The organism is Glaciimonas soli (genome assembly GCF_009497155.1).
GTDB classification, from domain to species: Bacteria; Pseudomonadota; Gammaproteobacteria; order Burkholderiales; family Burkholderiaceae_D; genus Glaciimonas; species Glaciimonas soli.
On record NZ_WINI01000001.1, the window covers coordinates 752,816 to 778,731 of the forward strand.

Annotated in this window: 27 protein-coding genes; 21 read left to right on the top strand and 6 right to left on the bottom strand. The window is 49.2% G+C overall.

The window, feature by feature from the left end; all coding sequences use genetic code 11:
* Window positions 1-98: 98 nt before the first annotated feature.
* The 5 genes from GEV47_RS03490 to GEV47_RS03510 all read right to left on the bottom strand — a co-directional run bounded on the left by GEV47_RS03490 (window position 99) and on the right by GEV47_RS03510 (window position 5,976).
* Complete coding sequence (locus tag GEV47_RS03490) at window positions 99-1,598, bottom strand: ATP-binding protein (RefSeq protein WP_153233291.1); 1,500 nt, start codon at window positions 1,596-1,598, stop codon at window positions 99-101.
* 1 nt (window position 1,599) lies between these two features.
* The gene (locus GEV47_RS03495; RefSeq protein WP_153233292.1) at window positions 1,600-2,313 is read right to left on the bottom strand and encodes a response regulator; all 714 of its coding nucleotides are present in this window, start codon (window positions 2,311-2,313) and stop codon (window positions 1,600-1,602) included.
* A 106-nt stretch (window positions 2,314-2,419) separates the two neighbouring features.
* A complete protein-coding gene (locus GEV47_RS03500; RefSeq protein WP_153233293.1) occupies window positions 2,420-3,772 on the bottom strand; it encodes an ABC transporter substrate-binding protein in 1,353 nt (450 codons plus the stop codon).
* A gap of 130 nt (window positions 3,773-3,902) precedes the next feature.
* Window positions 3,903-5,312: a cryptochrome/photolyase family protein gene (locus GEV47_RS03505; RefSeq protein WP_153233294.1), complete on the bottom strand. Its 1,410-nt coding sequence runs from the start codon at window positions 5,310-5,312 to the stop codon at window positions 3,903-3,905.
* A 55-nt stretch (window positions 5,313-5,367) separates the two neighbouring features.
* The gene (locus tag GEV47_RS03510; protein WP_153233295.1) at window positions 5,368-5,976 is read right to left on the bottom strand and encodes a TetR/AcrR family transcriptional regulator; all 609 of its coding nucleotides are present in this window, start codon (window positions 5,974-5,976) and stop codon (window positions 5,368-5,370) included.
* Between the two features lie 111 nt (window positions 5,977-6,087).
* Here GEV47_RS03510 and GEV47_RS03515 point away from each other — a divergent pair, with 111 nt between their 5' ends.
* From GEV47_RS03515 to GEV47_RS03590, 16 genes are all read left to right on the top strand, one after another.
* Entirely contained in the window at window positions 6,088-7,368 is a 1,281-nt protein-coding gene (locus GEV47_RS03515) for an NAD(P)/FAD-dependent oxidoreductase (RefSeq protein WP_153233296.1), read from the top strand.
* Window positions 7,369-7,371: 3 nt separating this feature from the next.
* The gene (locus GEV47_RS03520) at window positions 7,372-8,151 is read left to right on the top strand and encodes a DUF1365 domain-containing protein (RefSeq protein WP_153233297.1); all 780 of its coding nucleotides are present in this window, start codon (window positions 7,372-7,374) and stop codon (window positions 8,149-8,151) included.
* Window positions 8,148-9,359, top strand: a complete 1,212-nt coding sequence (locus GEV47_RS03525; protein ID WP_153233298.1) for an SAM-dependent methyltransferase — start codon at window positions 8,148-8,150, stop codon at window positions 9,357-9,359. The genes GEV47_RS03520 and GEV47_RS03525 overlap by 4 nt, the downstream gene beginning before the upstream one ends.
* 43 nt (window positions 9,360-9,402) lie before the next feature.
* Window positions 9,403-9,936, top strand: a complete 534-nt coding sequence (locus tag GEV47_RS03530; protein ID WP_194270562.1) for a chalcone isomerase family protein — start codon at window positions 9,403-9,405, stop codon at window positions 9,934-9,936.
* Window positions 9,933-11,219 carry an MFS transporter gene (locus GEV47_RS03535; protein WP_228124541.1) on the top strand — a complete coding sequence of 429 codons (1,287 nt, stop codon included), beginning with the start codon at window positions 9,933-9,935 and terminating at the stop codon, window positions 11,217-11,219. The genes GEV47_RS03530 and GEV47_RS03535 overlap by 4 nt, the downstream gene beginning before the upstream one ends.
* A gap of 40 nt (window positions 11,220-11,259) precedes the next feature.
* On the top strand, window positions 11,260-12,030 hold the full coding sequence (locus GEV47_RS03540; RefSeq protein ID WP_153233299.1) for an SDR family NAD(P)-dependent oxidoreductase: 771 nt from the start codon (window positions 11,260-11,262) through the stop codon (window positions 12,028-12,030).
* Window positions 12,027-12,452, top strand: coding sequence for a nuclear transport factor 2 family protein (locus tag GEV47_RS03545; RefSeq protein ID WP_153233300.1), 426 nt, complete (start codon window positions 12,027-12,029; stop codon window positions 12,450-12,452). Before GEV47_RS03540 ends, GEV47_RS03545 begins: the two co-directional genes overlap by 4 nt.
* A gap of 364 nt (window positions 12,453-12,816) precedes the next feature.
* A complete protein-coding gene (locus GEV47_RS03550; protein WP_153233301.1) occupies window positions 12,817-14,094 on the top strand; it encodes an ABC transporter substrate-binding protein in 1,278 nt (425 codons plus the stop codon).
* A gap of 167 nt (window positions 14,095-14,261) precedes the next feature.
* On the top strand, window positions 14,262-15,176 hold the full coding sequence (locus GEV47_RS03555; protein WP_153233302.1) for a carbohydrate ABC transporter permease: 915 nt from the start codon (window positions 14,262-14,264) through the stop codon (window positions 15,174-15,176).
* A gap of 9 nt (window positions 15,177-15,185) precedes the next feature.
* Window positions 15,186-16,037: a carbohydrate ABC transporter permease gene (locus GEV47_RS03560; RefSeq protein ID WP_153233303.1), complete on the top strand. Its 852-nt coding sequence runs from the start codon at window positions 15,186-15,188 to the stop codon at window positions 16,035-16,037.
* Window positions 16,038-16,143: 106 nt separating this feature from the next.
* Window positions 16,144-17,268, top strand: a complete 1,125-nt coding sequence (locus GEV47_RS03565) for an ABC transporter ATP-binding protein (RefSeq protein WP_153233304.1) — start codon at window positions 16,144-16,146, stop codon at window positions 17,266-17,268.
* A 76-nt stretch (window positions 17,269-17,344) separates the two neighbouring features.
* Window positions 17,345-18,259: a BadF/BadG/BcrA/BcrD ATPase family protein gene (locus GEV47_RS03570; RefSeq protein WP_322741532.1), complete on the top strand. Its 915-nt coding sequence runs from the start codon at window positions 17,345-17,347 to the stop codon at window positions 18,257-18,259.
* Window positions 18,259-19,389, top strand: a complete 1,131-nt coding sequence (gene nagA / locus GEV47_RS03575) for an N-acetylglucosamine-6-phosphate deacetylase (RefSeq protein WP_153233306.1) — start codon at window positions 18,259-18,261, stop codon at window positions 19,387-19,389. Before GEV47_RS03570 ends, nagA begins: the two co-directional genes overlap by 1 nt.
* Window positions 19,390-19,408: 19 nt before the next feature.
* On the top strand, window positions 19,409-20,419 hold the full coding sequence (locus GEV47_RS03580) for an SIS domain-containing protein (RefSeq protein ID WP_194270583.1): 1,011 nt from the start codon (window positions 19,409-19,411) through the stop codon (window positions 20,417-20,419).
* 7 nt (window positions 20,420-20,426) lie between these two features.
* Window positions 20,427-20,630 (top strand): SlyX family protein, encoded by a 204-nt coding sequence (locus tag GEV47_RS03585; protein WP_322741533.1) that lies wholly within the window; start codon window positions 20,427-20,429, stop codon window positions 20,628-20,630.
* Between the two features lie 59 nt (window positions 20,631-20,689).
* Window positions 20,690-21,250, top strand: a complete 561-nt coding sequence (locus tag GEV47_RS03590) for a hypothetical protein (protein ID WP_153233307.1) — start codon at window positions 20,690-20,692, stop codon at window positions 21,248-21,250.
* A 71-nt stretch (window positions 21,251-21,321) separates the two neighbouring features.
* On the opposite strand, the gene GEV47_RS03595 is transcribed toward GEV47_RS03590, so the two are convergent.
* A complete protein-coding gene (locus GEV47_RS03595; protein ID WP_153233308.1) occupies window positions 21,322-21,525 on the bottom strand; it encodes a globin family protein in 204 nt (67 codons plus the stop codon).
* Window positions 21,526-21,686: 161 nt separating this feature from the next.
* On the opposite strand from GEV47_RS03595, the gene GEV47_RS03600 reads away from it, so the two are divergent.
* The 5 genes from GEV47_RS03600 (at window position 21,687) to GEV47_RS03620 (ending at window position 25,863) form a co-directional block, all read left to right on the top strand.
* Window positions 21,687-22,970 (top strand): MFS transporter, encoded by a 1,284-nt coding sequence (locus GEV47_RS03600; RefSeq protein ID WP_153233309.1) that lies wholly within the window; start codon window positions 21,687-21,689, stop codon window positions 22,968-22,970.
* A 37-nt stretch (window positions 22,971-23,007) separates the two neighbouring features.
* Complete coding sequence (locus GEV47_RS03605; protein ID WP_153233310.1) at window positions 23,008-23,475, top strand: DsrE family protein; 468 nt, start codon at window positions 23,008-23,010, stop codon at window positions 23,473-23,475.
* Window positions 23,476-23,536: 61 nt separating this feature from the next.
* A complete protein-coding gene (locus GEV47_RS03610; RefSeq protein ID WP_153233311.1) occupies window positions 23,537-23,890 on the top strand; it encodes a DUF1304 domain-containing protein in 354 nt (117 codons plus the stop codon).
* Between the two features lie 267 nt (window positions 23,891-24,157).
* Entirely contained in the window at window positions 24,158-25,204 is a 1,047-nt protein-coding gene (locus GEV47_RS03615; protein ID WP_322741534.1) for a methionine ABC transporter ATP-binding protein, read from the top strand.
* Window positions 25,204-25,863 (top strand): methionine ABC transporter permease, encoded by a 660-nt coding sequence (locus GEV47_RS03620; protein ID WP_153233312.1) that lies wholly within the window; start codon window positions 25,204-25,206, stop codon window positions 25,861-25,863. The genes GEV47_RS03615 and GEV47_RS03620 overlap by 1 nt, the downstream gene beginning before the upstream one ends.
* Window positions 25,864-25,916 lie beyond the last annotated feature (53 nt).

Sequence of the window (25,916 nt, forward strand, 5' to 3'; positions counted from 1 at the left end):
CTACACCAACTCTGAACCAGACCACTTTCTTTTTGCGTGTCGTCTTTTTTAAGCAAAAATGCGATACCCAGCGCTGTTTTACGTAAGTCCTCAGTAAATCAAGTCCTTGGTAACACGATCGTCGCCAACAAGCCGCCTTCAGGATGATTCGCCAGCAGCAATTCCCCGCCATGCGCCTGCACGATATTGCGAGCGATGCCCAATCCCAATCCCATGCCGCCGGCATTTTGATCACGCCCATGTTCCAGTCGCAGATAAGGTTGGAATAATGTGTCGAATGCTTCTTCCGGCACACCGGGACCATGATCGCGGATTTGTATTTCTATATTATCCGTACCTTGAGCATCGTTGTTTGATCGACTGACCGCTATCTCTACTTTCTTGCCGTAGAAAATCGCGTTATCAAACAAATTGCCAATCGCACGTTTGAGCGCCAACGGCTTCGCCATCACCGTTAATCCTGATTCGACAAAAGCAACGTCATGTCCGGCCATACGAGCGTCACGGATCATGCGTTCAATCAGCGCATCCAAACGCACTTCGGTGCGATTTTCATGAATGTCACTGTCTTTCACCGATTGCAATGCGCCTTTGACCATCATGTCCAGCTCATCCAGATCTTCGTGAAATTCGGCACGCAACGCATCGTCATCCAACAATTCAGTGCGTAATTTCAAACGTGTAATCGGTGTGCGTAAATCATGTGAAATCGAAACGAAGAGTCGCTCTCTATCTTCCAGATAACGTTTGATCCGTTCGCGCATGGCGCTAAATGCGCGCGCCGTTTTGATAAATTCACGACTACCGGTTGCAGGCAATTCCGGCACTGTTTCGCCTTTACCAAACGCTTCTGCCGCATCCGATAAAGCTGCCAGAGGCCGTGTGGTCCAGCGGACCACTAAAATAGACAACAACAAAATAGCGGCCAGCGACATACCTTGCAATATCAAACGATGCGGCGCTAAAGGACTGTCGCTTTCCAAGAAATAGGGATTCGGCATCAGCGTTGCCAGATACAACCATTTACCGGGTTCGAGCTGCGTTTGTATCACTAACACTGGGGCAGGATTAGGTTGTATCAACAAAATATGTTGCACCCAACTATCCGGCAAATCAGACACTTTCAAGCCGTCATCGGACACCAGTAAATCTTCAGGTTGCACAAAGGCCAAGCGAAAATCGGACAAGAATGGCAAGTCTTCTTTCAATGCCTTCAATGCACTGGCGGCGGCAATGTTGGCCAGCGAATTGTCTGCAATCACTTGCATCTTCACTGGCCCGTTATTCGTATTCACGAAAAAGCGCGTACCGCCCATTTCGCGCAATTGTGAAATCATAATGGGCCGATAATTCGCCGGCAAGCTTTTGAAATAACGAATCGCGCTGGCGGCGCTATGCCCCAAATGTTGCGCTTCGATGGTCGTTTCAGTTACTGCTTTTGAACGCAATTGCGCGGACCAGATCAACCCGCCGACCAATTGGGTCACCAACACACCCAGCACCATCACGACCGATAATTGTCCCAGCAGAGAATGAGGTAACGCCCACGCCAAAAAGCGCGCTAAAAATCGCGACGATTTTCCATCATTGCTGACCATGTCAATTAGGCAGAGCTGTAGTTACGTCAGCAGAAAATACGTAGCCTGCGCCACGCACCGTTTTGATAATGTGCGGCTGTTTACCGTCGTCACCCAGGCGCAAACGCAGCTTGCTGATTTGCACATCTAACGAACGGTCCAAAGGCCCGGCATCGCGCCCCCGCGTTTGTTCACACAGCACGCTGCGATCGAGAATATCTCCCGGATGCTCCACGAAATATTTTAATAATTGATAGTCTAATCCGGACAATACAACCAGTTGTTGCTGCGCATCGACTACCGTGCGTTCCACCGTATCGAGAGTGAAGCCAAGAAAATGATAGTGACGTGGCGCCGCTGCATTGTCGATGCCCATACGTCTATGAATAGCTTTTATCCGCGCAAGCAATTCGCGTGGGCTGTACGGTTTGGCTATGTAATCATCCGCACCCAGTTCCAACCCCACCACCCTATCAGTTTCATCGGAACTGGCAGTCAACATAATGATGGGAACATTGGAACGGCCTCGGACAATTTTGCATAAAGCAAAACCATCTGTATCGGGCAACATCACATCCAGAATCACCAACGACAACTCATCGGAATAGCGCTGAAATTCAGCCATAAAAGAAGCGCCGTCATGCGCCAGATTCACTTCATATTGATTCTTTTCCAGATAGGCTTTTAATAGCGCTCGGGTCTTTTGGTCATCATCGACAATTAAAATTTTACGCATGCGTTCTCACCCTATTCATTCACTGATATAGCGCAGTAGACTATGTTCACGTTGGGAGACCGTTGGCAAAAAATGTCATCCCCGTTCTGGCTCTGCGTCATATCAGTTATTCAAATTTTGAAGTGCTCGACATAGTCCGTGCAATCGCGCTCAATCGTCGCTGCGTGTCGGCTTCGCTAATGGTATCGTCCATAAAATAGCGCCTGACTTCCCCAATAATGGCGTCTTTTGCAGTTTCGTTGGCAGCCATCCTATGTACCAGACTCGGTGCCTGAAATGCAGCCCCCTGACTGAAACTACGCCATGAAGCAATTGCGCAGCTATCCATTTTCGCTAAATTTGGCATGCGAACTACTGGAATCGCGCCTTTGTAGCGATTGTAGTCGGCTTGCACTGTTGGCGACATCAGCAATTGTGCCAGTTTTTCTTGCGCTGGCTGATGCGTATAATCACCGGCAAACATCGCCAGTGTATCAACACTATATAAATGATATGCCGCAGTGCCGGGCACGGTACTGCAACCGAAATCGACATCCGGCACTTGATTCCATGCCATTAATTCGCCTTTAGCCCAATCCCCCATCACGAACATGCCGGCCTTGCCATCAGCAAATTGGCGCGTCATTTCCGGCCATGAGCCTTCTTTAATCGGTGTCGGCATCCACTGCTTCAATGCCCGCAGGCGTTTCAGTGCATGCTGCAATCGCGCATCGCCGTAGGCACGCGGATCCAGCTCAACAAACAACTGACGATAATATGCTGGACCACTTTCAGCCAGCACCAGATTTTCAAACAAAGTCGCCACTTGCCATGCTTCGCTGCTTTGCGCTAATGGCGTGATGCCAGCTTGTTTAAGCTGCCTGGCAACCTGATCAAAATCGGCCCAGGTTTTCGGCGGCGTTAAACCTAAACGCGCAAAAATTTTCTGGTTATAAAACAGCACGTTGATGCGATGTATGCCTAGTGGTGCCGCGACAACGTGATTGCGAATTTCAATCAGCGACCATACTGTAGGAAACAAAGTTTTTTGCCAGTTTCCTTGCGTCGCGACATTATCCAGTTCCAGTAACAAACCAAGATCGGCCCACTCGCCAAATACGACACCATTCAGCTGCGTGACTTCCGGTGCCTTGCCAGCTAACACCATGCTTTTCAATACTTTGCTGGCACCAAGCCCGGCACCGCCCGGAATGGCGACATCCTGCCAGATTACATTTTCCTGGGCTAATTTGTTGACGATGACGTCCGCTGCCTGACGTTCGCTGGCAGAGGTCCACCAATGCAGTACATGCAATGAAGTAGGAGGAACCGGCTGCACAAAAGGTGCTGCATGACTATGCGTAAACGATGAGACGACAAACAGCAAGCCTGTAGAGAGGAGTAAATGCCTCCAGGCTGACCCTAGATTTAATCGTTGTACGGATTTAATTTTCGCTATTTTTTTTATTGGTATAGCCATATGTCTCGTGTCCAACTACGCAATGCGCTGCTGACTATAGCTTAAAATGATGATGCCGTGATAATTGCAGATGCCCACTGCATGTTTATTTTGCATTTATTATTTTTTTGATATTTTCAGATATACGAATCTATGCCACAGGGCTTCCCAAATTTATCGATTTTTTAAATAGTGCCATTGCTAATAGTCGTTGTGACGCATGATTAACAATTGGCATGGGATAGTCGCCGATAGCGCTTGATCCGGCTTCATTCAACCACGGCGCATGAATGGCTTTATCGTTCAGTAGTGCCAGTTCCGGGCAATAACGGCGAATGAACTTTCCCTGCGCATCAAAGCGCTCTGATTGTGTGATCGGATTGAAAATTCTGAAATAAGGTTGGGCATCGCAGCCGGTCGAGGCAGCCCACTGCCAGCCGCCGTTATTCGCGGCCAAATCATAATCCATCAACTTCTGAGCGAAATACTGCTCGCCCCAGCGCCAATCGACGAGCAAATCTTTGACCAAAAAGCTTGCCACAATCATCCGCAAGCGATTATGCATAAATCCGGTTTGATTTAATTGACGCATGGCAGCATCCACAATCGGGAACCCGGTACGCCCTTCACACCATGCGGCAAAGTATTCACAATTATTCGGAAAGACAATGCTGTCGTATGCAGGTTTGAACGCATGCCCGACAACGTCGGGCCGATGCCAAAGAATTTGATGATAAAAATCGCGCCAGATAAGCTCTGAAAGCCAGGTTTCGGCGCCAGCTCCGCCTATTTGTTTGGCAATCCGCGCCAGCTCTCTAATCGATACCGTGCCAAAACGCAGGTGAGCCGACAGATAGGAAACACCTTTGATAGCGGGAAAATCTCTGGCTTCGCGATATTGCGTTATGCGTTGGCAAAACTCTTCAAACAACAATTCCCCACCCTGCATGCCGGGTTTGTATGTATCGACATTAACATCGTCAAAACCTAACTCAGATAAATTCGGTAACGCGCCATCAATAAATTTTTCCAGATGATCAAAGTAAGGTTGCACCGGATATGACCGCAGATAGAAGTCATCCAACCTGGCAAGCCATGCCCGTTTATAGGGTGTAAATACGCTGTACATCTGTTGCGCTTGCGTTTGTATCTCATCCTTCTCAAAAATCACCTGGTCTTTATAGGTATGGAAGCCAACCCCTTGTGCTGCCAGTTGTCGGCAGACACTGGCATCCCGCAATATCGCTGATGGTTCATAGTCGTGGTTGGTATAGACCGCATTCGCCTTGTAACGCTGCGCTAACAAGGGAATCTCATTACATGGATCGCCATGCCGCACGATTAAATCCGAGCCTTGTTCGCGCAAGCTGGTTTTTAATTGTTGCAAGCTGTGCCAAATAAATGCCACTCGGCGATCTTGCCTGGGGAGTCCGTCTAAAATCGTCGAGTCAAATATAAATACTGCAATCACACGTTGCGAATTTTTCAGAGCATGATACAAAGCAGCGTGATCAAACAGGCGTAAATCGCGACGAAACCAGATAAGTACAGTGGAGTACATAAGATTTGAAAGAAAGCGATTGCGAGTTTACAGGTCGAATTTCTATTAAACGCAACTACGCGGTAAACCCTTGAAAGGCAACCTGCAACATGTGCGCAATAATTTCTTCATTATCTATTTTGCTAAATTTTTGCAAGTATTCCACGGCAGGATCGCAAGTACGGGCGTAGTAACTATACAAAATCACGTCACTAGGAAGCGCCTGATTGAGCGAGCCATCCTTTTGTGCGGCGATCACCAGCTTTTCTAATTTTGTATTCAGAACTAAAACGCGCGCAACATACTTGATATTGCGCATCAGCATGTCACGCACATGGGCGCTGGTGGATGGCAAAAATGGCATGCCGCCATCAAGCCGGACGCGTAAAGCCCATTCCAATAAAGCAGAGAGTTTTTGTATCGGTGTAAGGTGCTTATCCATTTGCGCCAGAAAATCACTCGCGCCATCTATTAGCCGAATCATCGCGTCGCCCACCAGCTCTTCTTTCGATTTGAAGTGCTTGTACAGACTGGGCTTAGAAATACCCACTGCATTGGCGACATCATCCATGGTCATTAAGTCATAACCTTTGCTGCCAAGTATGCTGGTGGTGGCATCAAGGATGGCATCTTCGCGTAGCTTAAATGCTTGTTTTTTAAAGCTTATTTTAGGAAAGATACTCATCTGAAAATTTAGTTACCAATTGGTAGCTTTTTTGTTTCGTCGGTAGTAATATTAACACAGAACAATAAAACAGCATCAATCCAGCAACTCACATAGCAACAAAAAAACACCATGAACAGCAAGATTCGGCAACGTATTGCGGTGATTGGATCGGGAATTTCCGGTCTTGCCAGCGCTTATTTTCTCGGTCGCCAGCATGATGTTTGCCTATTTGAAGCCGGTAACTATTTGGGTGGGCACACCAACACTGTTGACGTCACGCTTGAAGGACAAACGTGTCCTGTCGATACTGGTTTTCTGGTGTTTAATCAAGCGACCTACCCCAATCTGATTGCTCTGTTATCGGAGCTTGGCGTATCAAGTTATGCCACGGATATGTCGTTTGGTGTGTCGTTAGATGATGGGCGACTGGAATGGGCGGGCACCAGACTGGATACGGTATTTGCACAACGTGGTCGTCTTTTATCCCCTTCCTTTCTGGGAATGCTGCGCGATATCATGCGCTTTAATGCCGCGGCAGAAAAAAATCTCCGGCAAGCTAGCGTGGATGGCACAACATTGGAGCAGTTGCTAGAAACAGGCCGCTACGGAACCATGTTCCGCCATGCCTATTTACTCCCCATGGCTGCCGCAATATGGTCGAGCTCTCCCGCTGACATCCTGCAATTTCCGGCTAGTACGTTCTTACGGTTTTGTATCAACCATGCGCTTTTACAAGTGCGCAATCGGCCACAATGGCAAACGGTGCAAGGCGGTGGCCGCGCCTATGTGCGCAAAATTGTTGCGACTTTGCCTGATTGCAGAATCAATACACCGGTACATAAGGTAGAACGCGGCAACGATTCCGTCACTGTCACTAGCGATGCTGGAAGTGAGCAATTCGATGCCGTCATTTTTGCCACGCATACACCGCAAACTTTGCGCATGCTCTCGGATGCCAGCGATAGCGAACGCAAACTATTAACTAGTATTAGTTATCAGTCGAACAAAGCTATATTGCATACCGACAAACGCCTGATGCCACAGCATCGCAAAGTCTGGTCGGCATGGAATTATCTCGGCGCTGGCGCCACCGATCAGCAAAGCCCTGTCTGCGTGAGTTACTGGCTGAATCAATTACAGAATCTCCCTTTCTCTACGCCTGTTATCGTCACGTTAAATCCATTTATGGCGCCTGCGCCTGAAACAGTGATTGCGCAATTTGACTATGAACATCCGGTCTTTAACCATACCGCTATCGCCGCACAACAACAGTTACCAACAATCCAAGGAAAAAATCGTACCTGGTTTGCCGGTGCATGGACCGGCTATGGTTTTCATGAGGACGGATTGAAATCAGCATTACGCGTGGCGGCTGATTTTGGTCTCTCCCCTGCATGGGCTAAGGTGTAAGCCATGCAAGCGCCGGCCTACCTCATTCGCGGTCAGGTCATGCATGAGCGACTGCGGCCTGCGCACAACCGCTTTGTCTATCCGGTTTTTTATCTGCGGCTCAATTTAACCCGTTTGGACGAGTGTAGTTCGCCGTGGTTTGGGATAGACCGCTGGCGCCCTATGTCGTTGCGCACCAGCGATTACGGGCCGCGCGATGGTTCTAGTCTGACATTGTGGATGCGCACCATACTTGCCGACAATAGCATTGCCGCTGACGGCGCTATTTGGCTACAAACATTTCCGCGTATTTTTGGTTTCGTATTTAATCCAGTCAATTTTTGGTATTGCTACGACAAAGAAGAAAATTTACGTGCCGTGCTGGCTGAAGTCAACAATACCTTTGGTGAAACGCATCGTTATCTTCTTACCAGCAAACCACAGCAATCCATCTCGGCTGAAACCGTATTGGCTTGTCAAAAACGTCTGCATGTATCGCCATTCTGTGATGTACGTGGCGAATATCGTTTTCGCTTTCGTGATACAAAAAATACGGCATTTGTTGGCATTGATTATTACGATGATGACGGTCTCCTGCTTAAAACTGCCATAGGCGGCCACACACAGATCATGCAATCTCCCGCGTTACTGCGCGCGCTCATATCGCAACCTTTTATGACGTTGGGGGTAGTCGCCCGTATTCATTGGCAAGCTTTAAAACTATGGCGTAAGCGCGTGCATTTATTTCGCAAACCGCAACCGCCCAATCAAAGTATTAGTTTTCAAAAGGAGCGCTCGTCATGAGCCAAACGCAAACCCTGACGGCAATGCCACGCACAGCACCTTCTGCGGCAAGACTCTTCTTGAATCTGCTGTCTTACCTGCAATCAGGTCATCTTCAGCTAATTACACCGGATGGCAATCGTTTGATGTTCGGCGATATGCATCAACCTCCAAGCGCAACATTACAAATTAATGACTGGCGTGCGTGCGCCCGAATTATTCGCGCTGGCGATATCGGATTTGCTGAAAGTTACGCCGATAACTGGATCGCTACGCCTGATTTGGCATCGTTATTACGTTTAGCCATACGCAATGAAGCTGTGCTGAACCGGATGGTATTCGGCGGCCCCTTAGCCAAACTGTGGTATCGGCTTCACCATTGGTTGCGCCCTAATACGCGCAATGGCAGCCGTCGTAATATCCATGCCCATTACGACATAGGCAACGACTTTTATCGCCTCTGGTTAGATCCGAGCCTGACCTATTCAAGCGCCATCTTCGACGGAGATTACACACTATCGCTATACGATGCTCAAATCAAAAAATACCAACGCATTATCGACAAACTCGGTTTGCGTGCCGGAGATCGCGTGCTGGAGATCGGTTGCGGCTGGGGTGGCTTCGCCGAATATGCCGGACTCTTGGGAATACATGTGGATGGCGTCACGATTTCATCGTCCCAACTAGAGATTGCAAAACAAAGAATCGCGCAGCAGCACATCCAACATCGGGTTGATTTGCAACTTCGCGATTATCGCGATCTAGACTCGCAATATGATGCCGTGGTATCGATCGAAATGTTTGAAGCGGTTGGCGAGCGTTTTTGGAATGAATACTTTACAACCGTCTGCGCACGGTTGAAGCCAAATGGCAAAGCCTTGATTCAATCCATCACCATTGCTGAACCGTATTTCGAACGCTATCGCAGCAATACGGATTTTATTCAGCAATATATTTTTCCTGGCGGGATGCTGCCGAGTCCAGAGCGTTTTTGCCAGCATGCCAGCGACGCTGGCTTACACACCACCGAACAGTATGCTTTTGGTCAAGACTATGCCGAAACACTACGGCGTTGGCATAACGCATGCGAACACAAGAGCGATGCCATCGCTAAACAAGGATTTGATGAACGTTTTATTCGTATCTGGCGCTTGTACCTGAATTATTGCGAGGCCGGATTTGATGAAGGGAGAACTAATGTTGTCCAATTCTTACTTCATCGGGCATAAGAATCTCCTATCGCTCTTCGGAAGGCGCTCGCCAATTGCGCTCATGAAAAGCGTTTTGTCGTCGATGCTGGCGGCACTTTTCTTCGTAGTACCTGTGCATGCAGCAAGCTGGCAAAGTGAACTGCCACAAGCCAAGGTAGTGGGAAGTGGCGATTTTCACTGGTTTGGTCTGAATATTTATAGCGCCAGACTTTGGAGTGAACAGCAGCCATTTAAGGCCAGCGCGCCGTTCGCACTAGAACTTACTTATCATCGCAAAATCAATCGCCAGCGCCTGGTCAAAACCAGTATGGATGAGATCAAACGTTTGTCGGATAAAAGTTTGTCCGCTGAAAAACTACAGCGCTGGGAAAGTGAATTAGCGCGCGGTTTCACTGATGTCGCTTCTGGGGATCAGTTGATCGGCGTTTTTATTCCTGCGCAGGGCTGTCGTTTTTATAATCAAAAAGGACTGATTGCCGAGATTGACGATCCCGAATTAGCGCAGGCTTTTTTTAATATCTGGCTCGACAAACGCAGCAAAGATAATCAATTGCGCGCACAGCTGTTAGGGCTGACTACGGGCCATTCCCAATGAATACCACGGCATCCAATTATTCATTGCAGAACATGACCGGTTACGCGGCGTATGGCTTGTTGGGTATGCCACTGGCGATGTCGGCGCTACCGGTCTATGTTCAAGTACCAGCGTACTACACTACGCAGCTAGGCTTGACGTTGACAAGCACCGGTTGGGTACTGTTTTTAGCGCGGCTGATCGACACTTTCCAAGATCCTTTATTGGGCCTATGGATAGATCGTTTGCGCGGTGGTTTACATCGCTGGCTGATCGTTGCCGCAATCGGATTATCCGCTGCGTTTTTGGGATTGTGGCTACCATTAGTCGCTACTTCTTATCTTGCGCTTTGGCTAGGACTGATGCTGATCTTGACCTATACCGCGCACAGCATGATCAATATTGCCTATCTTTCGTGGGGTGCGAAATTACAGCCAATCAAAAAAAATAATGCCAGCATGTTGCTTGGTGCAGCAGCCTGGCGTGAAGGCGCGGGACTAATGGGCGTCATTATTGCCAGTGTCATCCCAAGCATCATTATGCTGAAACCGCGTGAACAGATTGCCGCGGCGATGGGTTGGTATAGCCTGGCGTTTGCCGGTTTGCTCATGCTCGCGATGATCGCTTTGTTGTATGGTTCGCCGAAGTGGCAACGCACGGCGACCGCACATACTCACGGCCATGCTGCATGGTCAGTATTGACCGGGAATCTGGCATTCCGACGTTTACTCGCACCGTATTTCCTGAATGCGATTTCCGTCGCGATTCCCGCAACTTTGGTGCTGTTTTTTATTCGTGACAGATTGCAAGTGCCGAATCAGACAGGCTTGTTTTTAGCCGTCTATTTCATTGCCGCCGCCATCGGATTGCCGATGTGGGTCGCGTTGGCTAAACGCTTTGGCGTAGCACGGTGCTGGGGGCTAGGAATGTTGCTAGCGATACTGGCTTTTTTCAGTGCAGCCTTGCTGACAGCAGGCGATAGCGAAAAATATCTTGCGGTTTGTATCGCTGCCGGCCTTGCTCTCGGCGCTGATCTGGCGTTACCGCCGGTGCTTCTGGCGCAAGTCATCGCTGCTGATGAAGCCGCTGCGGCCTATTACGGCATCTGGACTTTACTAGGTAAATTAGCGTTGGCCTTGTCGGGGCTGGCGTTGCCTTTTCTTGCGTATTTTGGTTATCAACCCGGGCAAGCCGGCGGCGCGGTATTAGGATGGACTTATGCCGCTGTTCCGTGTGCTTGCAAATTCATCGCTCTGTTGTTGCTCATCGCTTCACATCGCTCTTTCAGTAAAACGACAAAGTGACGTTATTTTTCAAGAAAAGGTTTTCATCATGTTTGCCGCTATGAACAAACCAATTCATGATTGGCATCAACAACGCATTTGGTTGATTGGCGCATCCAGTGGCATTGGTGCTGCATTAGCACAACATGCCTTGGCTGCCGGTGCCGATGTGATTTTATCGGCACGCCGGGTTGATCGGCTAAATCAGATCGCGGGAAAACATCCTGCCGCGTATGTAGTGCCGCTAGATGTTCTTGACACTCCTGCCTGGGGTGTTGCGTATCAACATATACTCGATCAGATTGGCCCCATCGATTTAATCGTTTTTTGCGCCGCCAATTACCGTCCTGAACGGTGTTGGGACGTAGATTCCGCCGTCGCCGAATCCACTTTGCGCATCAACTTAGGTAGTGTCTATACCGGGCTGGCAACCATCTTGCCCGATATGTTATCGCGCGGCAGAGGAGGTATTGCACTGATTGCCAGTGTCGCAGGCTACATGGGTTTACCTAACGCTAGCGTTTATGGCCCCAGTAAAGCGGCATTAATCAATTTGGCAGAAATTTTATATAGCGATTTACATCCGAAAGGATTAAATGTGTATGTCGTCAATCCTGGATTTGTCAAAACCGAATTAACCGCCAAAAACAGCTTTGTGATGCCGGCTCTGCAGACGCCGCAGCAGGCTGCCAATGCCATTTGGAAAGGCATGAGTGCCGGCAATTTTGAAATTCATTTTCCCCATCGTGTTACGCAAGTCATGAAGTTCGTGCAACTGTTACCCTATCGCTGGCGCTTTGCTCTATTAGCACGATTCTTAAAAATATCATGACACAACTTGATGCCTTGTTATGCTGGTTCAGCGAACTTACTCCCGCAACGATTAAGCACGCTGAGCGCTTCTATCAGCCTGATGCCCACTTTAAAGATCCATTTAATGATGTCCGTGGAATTGCCGCCATAGAAGCAATATTTACCCATATGTTTGCAACAACGGAAAACCCGCGTTTCGACATCACTCAAAAAATCGCGCAAGATCAGCAAGCCTTTGTCACCTGGACTTTTCATTTTTCACTTAAGGGAAAAGCCTATGCGATCGAAGGAGTATCGCATTTACTATTTTGTAGCGATGGCTTAGTGACGATGCATAGGGATTATTGGGATACGAACGAAGAATTATTTCAAAAATTGCCATTGATCGGTGGCCCGGTTCGTTGGTTACGAAATCAATTCATGACGCCTAAAAAGAAGTAAAACAGCGCGCCCAACGGCATGAGCAGTCACTAAACGGCGCCCCTTTTGTAAATTTTTGTAAATATTAATAAGTATTCATGAGTACAGTAACGCCTGCCCATGCAAGCCTTACTTAAACGATTCCCTTCTTTTGTAGTGAAATTTCAGAATTCCCACTCGGCACAGCTCCGCGCGTGTAAATATTTGTAATCCAGCGTCAACGCCATTTGATATCAATAATCAATAAAATCAAATAGTTACGCCAATAAACATTTCAAAAAATACCAAAACTGGCTTCACCATTGCTATGGTGCTACTGTGCAACCTTGAGCAGACATAAGAGCTGCCACTTCCCTATTTTGTAGTCCAACCAAGGAGACCAGCAATGCCCTCATCTTCAACCGCGTTTGCATCAATTCGCAATATCCGTAACGCCGTCCTCATCGCCCTGGCCACTATCGGCGTAGCACAAGCCGGTACGATCACCATAGAAAGCTGGCGCGTTGATGACAAGGCATTGTGGGAAAACGTCATCATTCCTGCCTTCGAACAGAAAAATCCTGGCATTCAAGTTAAGTTCGCACCGACTGCGCCAACCGAATATGACTCAAGCTTGACCGCGCGTTTAACCGGCGGCACTGCCGGCGATTTGATTGCTTGCCGCCCGTTTGATGTTTCTCTTTCGCTATACAACAAAGGCCATCTGGAAAATCTGAATGGCAAGCCTGGCATGGAAAACTTCCCTGCTTCCAGCAAAGTTGCATGGCAAACCGATGACGGCAAAGAAACCTTCTGTATGCCTGTCGCATCGGTTATCCACGGCTTTTTGTATAATCAGAAAATCTTTAAAGAGTTGAACATTCAACCGCCGAAAACCGAAGCAGAATTCTTTAAAATTCTTGACACCATCAAGGCCAATGGTAAATACACACCTTTGGCGCTCGGCACCAACGATCAGTGGGAATCAAGCCAGATCGTGTTTACTAGCATCGGTCCTAACTACTGGAAAGGCGAAGAAGGTCGTAAGGCTTTGATCTCAGGCAAAGCGAAATTTACTGATCCACAATTTGTGTCGGCCTTTGAATACGAAGCCAAATTAGGGAAATATCTGTCCAAAGGTGCCAGCTCGCAAACCTACGGCGATAGCCAAAACTTGTTCGCTCTCGGCAAAGCAGCGATTTATCCAACCGGATCTTGGGATATTGCTTACTTCGATGCCAATAAAAAAGGTTTCGATATGGGCGTGTTCGCACCACCGGTACCTAAGGCTGGCGACAAATGCTACATCTCGGATCACAATGATATCGGTATGGGTGTCAACACAAAATCCAAGAATAAAGCAGATGCTTATAAATTCCTGGCCTGGGTAGGATCACAAGAGTTTGCTGATATTTATACTAATAAAGTCACTGGCTTCTTCTCGTTGTCGAATCATTTGATCACAGTGAAAGATCCGATCGCCAAACAAATGATTGACTGGCGCAAATCCTGCGCTTCGACTATCCGTTTGAATGCGCAAATTCTGAACCGTGGCACGCCAAGCATGGAAAACGAATTGTGGAACGTCAATGCACAAGTGTTGAATGGCAAATTGGCGCCAAAAGACGCAGCTGCGAAGATTCAAACTGGTTTCGCCAAGTGGTATAAACCGCAACAGAACTGATTTTTCTCCCCTCTCCCGCCTGCGGGAGAGGGGATAGTCAGTGCATCAATATTTCCCTGTCCTCTTCAAGCTGTCACCTCCCAACAGCTTCTTCTGAGGTTGTCGACGGCACTGCATAATGACGCATACAGTGTCGCCGACTCTTTTTGTCTGTTTGGAGCTTCACCATGAAAAAAAACTTCCCCTGGCATATCATTGTTTTTCTTGCGCCAGCGGTGATCATCTATTCGATGTTCAGCGCTCTGCCGCTGATAGACACATTGCGCCTCAGCTTTTACACCACCAATGACGCTGGCGTGCATACATTTGTCGGAATGTCCAACTTCCACACCATTTTGTTTGATCCAGACTGGTCGGCCGCATTCTGGAACGCCATGTGGAATAACGTAAAATTCTTTGCCGTCCACATGCTGCTGCAAAATCCCATTGGCCTATTGCTGGCAACACTATTTAGTCTGAAAGGTTTACGCTGGGCGCGTTCCTACCGCACATTAATTTTTCTGCCGACTTTACTATCGGTCGTGATCATCGGTTTCATCTGGCAATTGATCTTATCGCCGCTATGGGGCGTTGGTGAAAAATTGATGGGCTTCGTCGGGCTGGAAAATTACTTTGCACCGTGGCTGGGTCAAGAAACGACCGCGCTGATTACATTGTCGTTGATCTCCGTTTGGCAATATATCGGTATCCCGATGATGTTAATTTACGCAGCATTGTTAGCTGTGCCGGAAGAAATTATTGAAGCGGCATATGCCGAAGGAGCGAGTTCTTTCCGCATTTTCTGGCAAATCAAATTACCGCTAATTTTGCCAACCTTAGGTTTGGTCACGATCTTGACCTTTGTTGCCAATTTCAATGCCTTCGATTTAATTTATTCAGTCAAAGGTGCGCTGGCAGGACCAAACTATTCAACCGATTTACTCGGCACTTATTTCTATCGCACCTTCTTCGGCTATCAGGCGCAAATCGGCAGCCCGACCATGGGTGCAGCTGTGGCAACGTTGATGTTCCTGGTAATCCTGATGGGCGTCGCGGTATATTTTTATGTAGTACAGCGTAAGCTGACTCGTTACGAGCTATAAGGAGCAACAATGACGAACACTAACTCCTTCCGCCCGTTTCAGCATTTAGGTCGCATTTGGGTGCATCTGGTGCTGTGCGCTTATGCAGTGATTGCCTTGTTTCCGATTGCGCTGATTTTGATCAACTCGGTTAAATCACGCGATGCTATTTTTGATAATCCTTTGGCCCTTCCAAGCGCCGATACATTTTCACTGATTGGTTTTGAAAAGGTACTCCATAACACCAACTTCTTGCTTTATTTTGGCAATAGTCTGGTCGTCACGCTCTCCTCTTTATTCCTGATTGTGCTGTTCGGCGCAATGGCGGGCTGGGCTCTGTCAGAATATAAATTCCCCGGCAATCGCTGGATGGCGTTGTTTCTGGCACTCGGCATCATGATCCCGATACGTCTGGGTACAGTGTCGATTTTGCAATTGGTGGTAACACTCAATCTGATCAATACGCGGACTGCACTGATACTGGTGTACACCGCACAGGGCTTGCCGTTGGCGGTGATGATTTTGTCTGAATTCATTCGTCAAATTCCAAAAGAATTGAAAGAAGCGGCACGTTGCGATGGCGTCGGCGAATTCAAAATATTTTTCCAGATCATATTGCCATTGATCCGCCCTGCGATTGCCACCGTGGCCGTGTTCACCATGATCCCAGCATGGAACGATTTGTGGTTCCCATTGATTTTGGCACCAGGCGACGACACCAAAACCGTCACTCTCGGCGTTCAGCAATTTATTGGGCAATATGTCACTGACTGGAATTCAGTATTAGCGGCATTGTCGATGGCGGTGATTCCGATTTTGATTCTCTATGTGTTGTTCTCGCGCCAGTTGATTCGTGGTTTGACTTCAGGTGCGGTGAAGTAAAAAACATAACGTAGGTTGGGCCGAAAAGCCCAACAGAGATAACAAATGTAAGCAATGTTGGGTTTTTCAGCCCAACCTACGCAACGCAAGAAAAGAGATAAATATTATGGCTAACGTCAGTATTAAAGAACTTAAGAAATCCTACGACGGCAAACAAGACATCCTTGCCGGTATCAATTTAGAAGTCAAAGATGGTGAATTTTGCGTGTTGGTTGGTCCTTCTGGTTGCGGCAAATCGACTTTGTTGCGCATGTTGTGCGGCCTCGAAGACATCACCGGGGGTGAGTTATCCATCGGTGGTCAGGTCGTCAATCATTTGCCGCCAGCAGAACGCGGTATCGCGATGGTATTTCAAAGCTATGCCTTGTATCCGCACATGAACGTATATAAAAATATGGCGTTCGGTCTGAAAATCGCCGGTGAAAATAAAGCCGCAATAGATCAACGCATCCGCCATGCTGCCGGCATTTTGAAAATTGATCATTTGCTGGATCGGCTGCCACGTGAACTATCCGGCGGGCAACGGCAACGTGTTGCGATTGGCCGTGCCATTGTGCGTGAACCTAAGCTGTTTTTATTCGATGAACCTTTGTCGAATCTGGATGCGGCATTGCGCGTTCAGACCCGTTTGGAAATTGCCAAACTGCACAAACAATTGGCCGCTACGATTGTCTACGTCACCCATGACCAGGTCGAAGCGATGACCTTGGGCGATAAAATTGTGGTGATGAATGACGGTCATATTCAGCAGGCTGGCACACCGTTGGAACTGTATCAACAACCGCAAAACTTGTTTGTGGCGACATTTATCGGCTCGCCAAAAATGAATCTGTTTAACGGTCTGATCACCGCAGTCGAAACCGATGCGGTCAAAGTACAATTGGAAGGTGGCCAGGAAATTCGTGCGGATGTAATGCCAACTGCCAGTACTCGCATCGGTGATGCAGTGACATTGGGCATACGTGCTGAGCATATTCTGGAAAATACCAATGGCAGCGAAGTTTTCAGCGGCAAAGTGAATATCGTTGAACATCTGGGTGAAGCGAATTTTATTTACGTTACCTTGCAAAACGGTCAAGATGCCGTCGTGCGCGGTGATGGCGACAATACGGTACACATAGGCACAACGATTTCATTGTCTGCTCCGAGCAGCGCATTCCATGTATTTGACGCAGACGGCCTGGCGCTGCGCCGTGTCAAACCGGGGAATATGATTTCGTCGAAACAATAAACTAGCGCTCTCCTCGCCCTTTTGTGGGAAGGGGAGTAAATCTACAGAGTCAAATTTGCAATCAACAGGACATAAAGTGGCAACTAGCTACGACTATTTTATCGGTGCTGACGGTGGCGGAACCAAAACCCATGTCCGCATTGAAGCTGCCGATGGCACGCCGATCGCTGAAGCAACCGCAGGTCCATCAGCACTAATGCATGGTCGCCAGGCAGCCTGGAACGCCATACTCGATGCGATACACGCTGCATTCCACGCAGCCAACATCACACCGCCGGCCAACGAACGGATGGCAATCGGCTGCGGTCTGTCCGGGGTCAACATCCCGCAATGGGCAGATGAATTTGCGCAGTTGAATCCGGGCTTCGGCAGTATCGCCGTCGCTTCTGACGCGATCACTACTTTGCTGGGCGCCCATCAGGGTAAACCCGGCGCTATCGTCGCTATCGGCACTGGCAGTATCGGCGCGGTCCGGCAGGAAAATGGCGCACAACACTTGCTCGGAGGCTGGGGCTTTCCGTCCGGTGATGAGGCTAGCGGTGCCTGGCTCGGCTTACATGCGATCAATCATGTGCAACAAGTGTTTGATGGTCGTGCCTCCTCAGATAGTTTTGCTGAGGATGTCATGGTATTTTGCGGCGGCGATGGCAGTGACGAGAGTAATCGCAATAGCGTACTGGCATGGTTGGCTCGCGCCAATCAAAGCATGTACGCACAACTGGCGCCATTTGTTGTGAAGCATGCCGAACACAGTAAAATTGCTGGCAGTATCATGGAAAAAGCCGGAGCAGAAATCGCAAAACTGGCATTCGCGCTGGACCCTTCTGCCCAATTACCTTTGGCGCTTTGTGGTGGTTTAGCAGTCCCGCTACGACAGTTTCTACCGCCGGCGCTACGACAACGTGCGCTATCCCCATTGGCCGATTCTGCCACCGGGGGATTGATTTTGATACGTCAGCAGTTGCAACCATCCCCTACGGAGCATATTTGATGTCCTCCATTACACAAATTGAAGGCAATGTTCTGACCCCACAAGGCTGGGTGTCCGGAGCATTACATTTCAGCGATCTGATCACCGGGATGACTGGTACACCGCTGGAATTTGACCCGACCGATGACGACCACACCGGCGATTATATTTTGCCCGGCTTTATCGACTTGCATGTACATGGCGGTGGCGGTCAAGATGTCATGAACGCCGGCGACGCGGTACACACCATTGCGCATATGCACGCGCAACATGGCACCACCAGTATGTTGGCCACTACCATGACTGCGCCATTACCCGATCTGGAACTTGCTTTGGCGGCAATCGGCCGCGCCTGTCTGGCACGTCAGAGCGGATGTGCCCGGATACTCGGTACGCATCTGGAAGGGCCTTATATCAATCCAGGCAAGCTTGGTGCCCAACCTAATTTTGCGGTTGCCGCGACGTTGGAACAGGTCGATTGGTTACGCAGTTTTGCACCGCTAAAACTTATCACCATCGCGCCGGAAATGAGCGGCCACCTTGCTTTGGTCAAAACACTCAGCGACAACGGTATGCGGGTGCAAATTGGCCATACATTGGGCACCTATGAAGACGGCGTCGCTGCATTGGAAAATGGTGCCGCTGGTTTTACCCATTTGTTCAATGCAATGACCGCCATGCATCACCGCGAACCCGGCATGGTAGGCGCGGCTTTAGCCCACGCCGAATATGCGGAACTGATTCCAGATTTGCTACACGTCCATCCCGGTGCCATCAAAGCAGCAATCCGCGCGATTCCACATCTATATTGCGTAACTGACTCCACTGCCGCATCCGGCATGCCCGACGGTGAATATATGCTGGGCCGTCAGGTGGTACACAAATGTATGGGCGGCGTCCGTCTGGCCGATGGCACCTTGGCCGGCAGCACCTTGACCATGGATCAAGCCTTACGCAATCTGGTTTCGCTCGGCCTGTCGCTGGAAGAAGCATCGCTACGCACCTCGACCTACCCTGCCGACTATCTTGGCATTACCGAACGCGGGCGCCTAAAAACCGGCTGCTTCGCCGATATTCTGGTGTTTGATCGCCAGCTCAAACTCAAAGCTGTATATGTAGAAGGAGAACAGATTGACCTCAACAACGCCTGATTCAAAGTCAGACTCACTGATGCTGAAAGAAGCACAATCAGCAGGACAGCATGTCGCCGCACAATTAAAACAAGATCGCGATCGCTATGCCGAACTCGGCGCACGTCTGCGCGCTGCGCCGCCTGGCAGTATTTTGACTGTAGCGCGTGGCAGCTCCGATCATGCGGCCAATTATTGCGCCTATCTGATCATGGCGCGCTTGGGGCGCATCGTCGCCTCGCTGCCAATGTCTCTCGTCACCTTGAATAAAGCGCCACTGCTTGCGCGTGATGCATTAGCCATTGCGATTTCACAATCCGGCCAAAGCCCGGATGTGATCGAACCTATCCGTTATTTCCGTGATGGTGGCGCCACCACTGTCGCACTGGTCAATGATGCCAGCTCTCCACTTGCCACAAATGCAGAATGGGCGATGCCATTACACGCCGGTGCGGAACTGTCGGTCGCAGCGACCAAAAGTTTTATCGCTAGTCTGGTCGCCGGCGCACTGCTCACCGGCCATTGGCAAAATGATGCAGCATTTTTAGCTGCGTTAGATACATTGCCAGAAGCGTTAGATGTTGCCAGTCATAGCGATTGGTCGCCTGCGTTGGAGGTATTGACTCCAGCCACCAACATCATGGTGGTAGGACGCGGCATCAGCTTCCCGCTGGCACTGGAATCCGCACTGAAATTCAAAGAAACTTCAGCGATTCAGGCTGAAGCCTTCAGCGGCGCAGAAATCAAACACGGTCCGATGGCCTTGATTGATGAGGGTTATCCGTTACTGATGTTCGCTACCAGAGGTCCGACTCAAGCTGGTTTGTTGAAACTGGCAGAGGAAATGCGCGGACGCGGCGCCAAAGTATTACTCGCCGCACCAAGCGATGTTGCAGAGCGTGATCTGACTTTGCCAATTGCAGCGACACCAGATCTGGACCCTATCGTTGCTATACTGGCGTTTTATGTGATGGCGGCGCAACTGTCAGTTGCCCGTGGCATGGACCCGGATCGTCCGCGTCACTTGAGTAAAGTAACAAAAACTAGTTAGGGAATGTGTGGAAAATAGACTCATAGCCATCGAAATCAAAGTCTCGCGTCAAGAGGATTTGCTCGATGAACTCAACAAACTGGTTTATCTGCAGCAGAAAAAGATAGACCAGTTAGAAACCATGTGCGCAGCATTGGCCCGTCATATCAAAGGAATGGCTGACAATGCCAATGCAGGTGGGTTGCCGCATGAGCGGCCACCGCATTATTGAAATTTACTAAATTTGTGATTTCCCGACAGCGCACTTCGATCTTTCTTGCACAATCCTTTATGCAAACATCTTCATTAAAATCGCTTGTGTTCTGTCTTTTTGCAGCAATGACTGGGACGGCTATTTCAGTACCATTACAAACTGAGTCGAGCTTCAAATCAGCGGTAGAAAATAGCTCGGAGTATGCAATTTTCACTGTTATTGACGATAGAACTGGCCATTCGCGCACCGGTTGCGCTTGTACAAATTTTCTAAGAGGCGCATTTCATATCGAGTACGAAATTGGGTATACCTCTGAGGAAAGTAAGAAAGTCGTCACTCTGATACTGTCGCACACAGACCGTACTTACCATTTTACAAACCCAAAGGCAATCGCAAACATTCCGTTTTATTACTCTGAAAAGGATGTTGAAACAGCGCGATCTAGGCTAGAAGGGATGAGCAATCAGCAATTACGCGAATTTGTATCTTCAAAGGGTGATCTCGAATCACTGCGGCAGACAGCATCAGGTTCAATGGAAAACCATAATGCGCGTCGCGACTCCACAATTTGCGCTCTCATTGAGCGTGGTTTTTCAGCTGGAACAGGTGACCGTACCGACCGAATCTGGATTAAATAAGATGCTCAAAGACATGGCATGCCATGGCAGGCCGTGCCATATCATCTCACCATCCGTTTTCCATCAAAACATCACCCCAACGCCGCTTTCGCCGCCTCTTCCGGCGTGACGCCGTCATAGAACTGATCAGTCAGTTCTTCAATATTTTCTTCAATAAAATCCTGCGCCTGAACCAAGGTTGCGCCGCCAGCCACTAAAAATGGCTCCATCTCGGTACACCATTGAATCAACGCCAGCGTTTCCGGGTCGAGATCATCTTCTTTTTTCTTTGCCATTGTGATTTCCTTCGCTTCTTGATAATTTATTTTCCAACATAAGGCCCACATTAACCTATACTTTTAACGCTGATGCAATATTATTTACAGAGTTGAATGAGCACAAAATCCGACATCGCCTACTCTAGCACCTAATAATAAATCTCATAAAGAGGATGTACATGGCAGACAATACTCCATCCAAGGCTAACGCCACCTATACCAAAGTCACCTGGCGTTTGATGCCGCTGTTATTTCTCTGCTATGTCGCCTCCTATCTGGATCGCGTCAACGTTGGTTTCGCCAAACTGCAGATGCTTAATGATTTGCAGTTTAGCGAAACCATATATGGCCTTGGTGCCGGGATTTTCTTCATCGGCTATTTTCTGTTCGAAATCCCCAGCAATATCATTTTGCACAAAGTCGGTGCGCGAATATGGATTGCGCGCATCATGATCACGTGGGGGATTATTTCTGCTGCGATGATTTTTGTGACGACGCCGACCACATTTTATATCATGCGGTTTTTGTTGGGTGCTGCGGAGGCGGGCTTTTTCCCGGGTGTGATTTTATATCTGACCTATTGGTTCCCATCCCATCGCCGTGGAAAGATCATTGCCATCTTCATGACCGGCGTCCCGATTGCAGGTGTCATCGGCGGCCCTTTATCTGGCTGGATTTTACATAGCATGTCTGGTGTGAACGGTTTAGCCGGCTGGAAGTGGATGTTTATTGTAGAAGCGATTCCATCCTTCATATTAGGCGCTGTCGTGATCTGGTATTTACAAGACCGGATTCGTGATGCCAAGTGGTTATCTGAAGAAGAAAAGCAAATACTAGAAGCTGATATCAAAGCAGAAGACCATCAGAAACAAACGCAATCGCTGGGCCAACTCTTCGTTAATCCAAAAGTCTGGTTGATGGCGGTTATTTATTTTTCCTTCGTCATGGGACTGTATGGCGTCGGCTTTTGGCTACCCACTATTATCAAAACCACCGGCGTCACCGATCCGCTCAACATCGGCTTGCTCACCATGATTCCCTATGCCGTATCTGCCGTCGCCATGGTTTTGATAGGCCGCAGCGCCGATGCCCGACGCGAACGTCGCTGGCACGTGGCGATTCCCGCTTTTCTTGGCAGCGTCGGTCTGATTTTAAGCACGGTATATGACCACAACACCTTGCTGGCAATGAGTTCTTTGACGCTGGCGACCGCTGGCATCATGACGGTGTTGCCGCTGTTTTGGAGCTTGCCAACGGCCTTCCTCAGCGGCGCCGCCGCAGCCGCCGGGATCGCCTTGATTAACTCACTCGGCAATCTGGCGGGCTTCGTCAGTCCTTTCATCATCGGCTGGCTTAAAGATACGACGCACAGCACCGATATCGGCATGTATGTATTGGCTGCGTCATTGATTGTCGGCGGCTTGCTAACACTGACAGTGTCAAAACAACTCGTCAATAAATGATGACGCAACAAATAATGAGACAACGAAGGAATATGTCATGAACAATCTTTTCAAATCGCGCCGCACCCTCTTCCTCAGTTCGCTTGCCATAACTGGGCTTGCCGGATTTTTCGGTAAGAGCGCAAAGGCGCAAACACCTCAAGCGGCGAACGTTACTGCCAAAGGTATAAAAGCAGTTTTCGCCATCAGCGATGCCGATCCAAAAAAATGGTGGCTCACTTTAGGCAATGTGAAAAACGCGCAAAAAGAAATAGGAAACGACAATGCCACGCTGGAAATCGTGGTGTACGGCCCGGCGATTGAGATGCTGTTGGCAAAATCAGAAGTCGCCGATAAAGTCTCAACTACCGTGGCTTCAGGTGTGAAAATTGTCGCTTGTGAGAACAGCATGCACGGCGCGCATTTCAGTCATGACGACATGATCAGCACCATAGCTTATGTCCCGTCCGGTGTGGTTGAGTTGATGAAGCGCCAAAATGAAGGGTATGCATATATACGTTCTTAATAATTGCACAAAGTTTCAATCCTGGACGTATCACAAAAACACATTCTGAAAGAATTTCATCATGACCATCCTTGCCAACAGTTTGATCGCCATCGTCGCTTTGTTACATGCGTATTTTCTGGTGTTAGAAATGTTCTTATGGGATAAGCCTTACGGCTTAAAAACCTTCCGACTCACGCAAGAATTTGCCACTGCATCAAAATCATTGGCGGCGAATCAAGGTTTGTATAACGGTTTTCTGGCGGCTGGCCTGGTGTGGGGTTTGTCGCTTGGTTCTGCCGGCACAGCGATTAAAATATTCTTCCTGATCTGCGTCATCGTTGCCGGGGTGTTTGGCGCAGCTACAGTCAATCGAAAAATTTTGTTTATTCAAGCACTACCTGCGGCTATCGCTTTGGGGCTTCTGATTCTGTAATGAAGAATTGCTCAAAATTGCATGCGGCAGATTGAAAAGCTTGGCTATTGGCCGGCAAGATTTTTGGTCAGTTCACTCAGGAGTGCTTGCATCGTGTCATTGTCATGCCGTAAATAGCATTTTTTGCGCGTTCTTCGCTAACACTACTGACAAGTGAAAATATAGCTTAATAGCATATTTGATATATACAAATAATAATATATAACTTTGGCGCATATAGGAGCACTGATAAGATTGCAAGCCTGACTGAATTTGTGAAGCAAACTTGTGATCCGCATCGAACACCTGCATAAAACCTATCCGCTGGAACGCAAAGCCAAAACCAACGACACTCCTGTCGCCGCGTTATCCGATATCAACCTGCACATCAAGAAGGGTGAAATTTTCGGCATCATCGGCCGCTCCGGCGCAGGTAAAAGTACGCTGATCCGCACCCTCAATATGCTGGAGCGTCCATCCAGCGGCCAAGTGCTGATCGAGGGTGAAGACATTACCGCGCTTGATAACAGCGGCCTGCACCGGCTGCGCCAGCGCATCGGCATGATTTTTCAGCATTTCAATCTGCTCAGCGCCAAAACCGTCGCCGCCAACATCGACTGGCCGCTAAAAATTACCGGCAAATATACGCAGCAAGAACGTGCCGCCCGGGTAACCGAATTGCTCAATTTAGTCGGTCTGAGCGAACAGCGCGACAAGTATCCGGCGCAATTGTCCGGCGGCCAGAAACAGCGTGTCGGCATCGCCCGCGCATTGGCCAACACGCCGCACCTGCTGCTGTGCGACGAAGCGACCTCTGCACTTGATCCAGAAACCACGCAAGCGATCCTGCGCCTGCTGCTCGATATCAATCGCAAGTTGGGTCTGACTATCGTATTGATTACGCATGAGATGCAAGTTATCCGCAACATCTGTGACCGCGTTGCGGTGATAGAAGCTGGACATATCGTCGAAACCGGCGACGTGGCCGAAGTGTTCCTTCATCCGCAGCATGCCGTAACGCGCAGCATGGTCGCCGAAAGCACACCATTCTCGGCCGAAACGTCATTGCTGCCGTCGACTGTGCCAGGCGCCAGCCAGTTGCGCGGGCTGCTGGTGCGTCTGACCTATGTCGGCGATATCACCTACCAGCCTATCCTGAGCAGTATCGCCGCTGCCACGCCGGCCTTGATCACTATTCTGCAGGGCACCATCGCCCGCATCAAGGATACTCCTTACGGCCAGCTGCTGGTGGAAATCCACGGCGAAACTGCCGACGTCGCGCAAGTATTCACCACGCTGGACCAGCACAACATTCGCCATGAGGTACTCGCATAATGGATTTCTCTCTGATCGACTGGTCCGATATCTGGCAAGCCACCTGGGAAACCTTGGCCATGACTGGCTTTTCCCTGCTATTTACAATACTGCTCGGGCTACCACTCGGCATCCTGCTATTCATCACAGGCAAACGCCAACTGCTAGAACAGCGCGGCATCTACCGCGTGCTGTCACTGATCGTCAATGTATTGCGCTCGGTGCCATTCCTGATTCTGTTGATCGTGATGATCCCGATCACGGTACTGCTGGTCGGTACATCGCTCGGTGTGCTGGGCGCGATTCCGCCGCTAGTGCTGGGCACCGCGCCGTTCTTTGCGCGACTGGTGGAAAACGTCTTGCGTGAAATCGACCGTGGCGTGGTGGAAGCCTGCCAGGCCATGGGTGCCAACAAGCGCCAGATCATCTTCGGTGCCCTGCTACCGGAAGCCCTGCCCGGACTGATCGCAGCTACCACCGTCACCGCGATTGCCTTGATGTCCTACGCCGCCATGTCGGGTGTGATCGGTGGCGGCGGCCTCGGCGACCTGGCGATCCGTTTCGGCTACCAGCGCTTCCAGACTGAAGTCATGATAACCACCGTCGCCGTACTGGTGGTGCTGGTGCAAGTATTGCAATTTTCCGGCGATCGTCTGGTGCAGCATTTCACGCGTAAATGATTTTTGCAGCTTAGTTCGCAAGTTAAGTAACGTTGTTTTTAAAATCCAAAAAG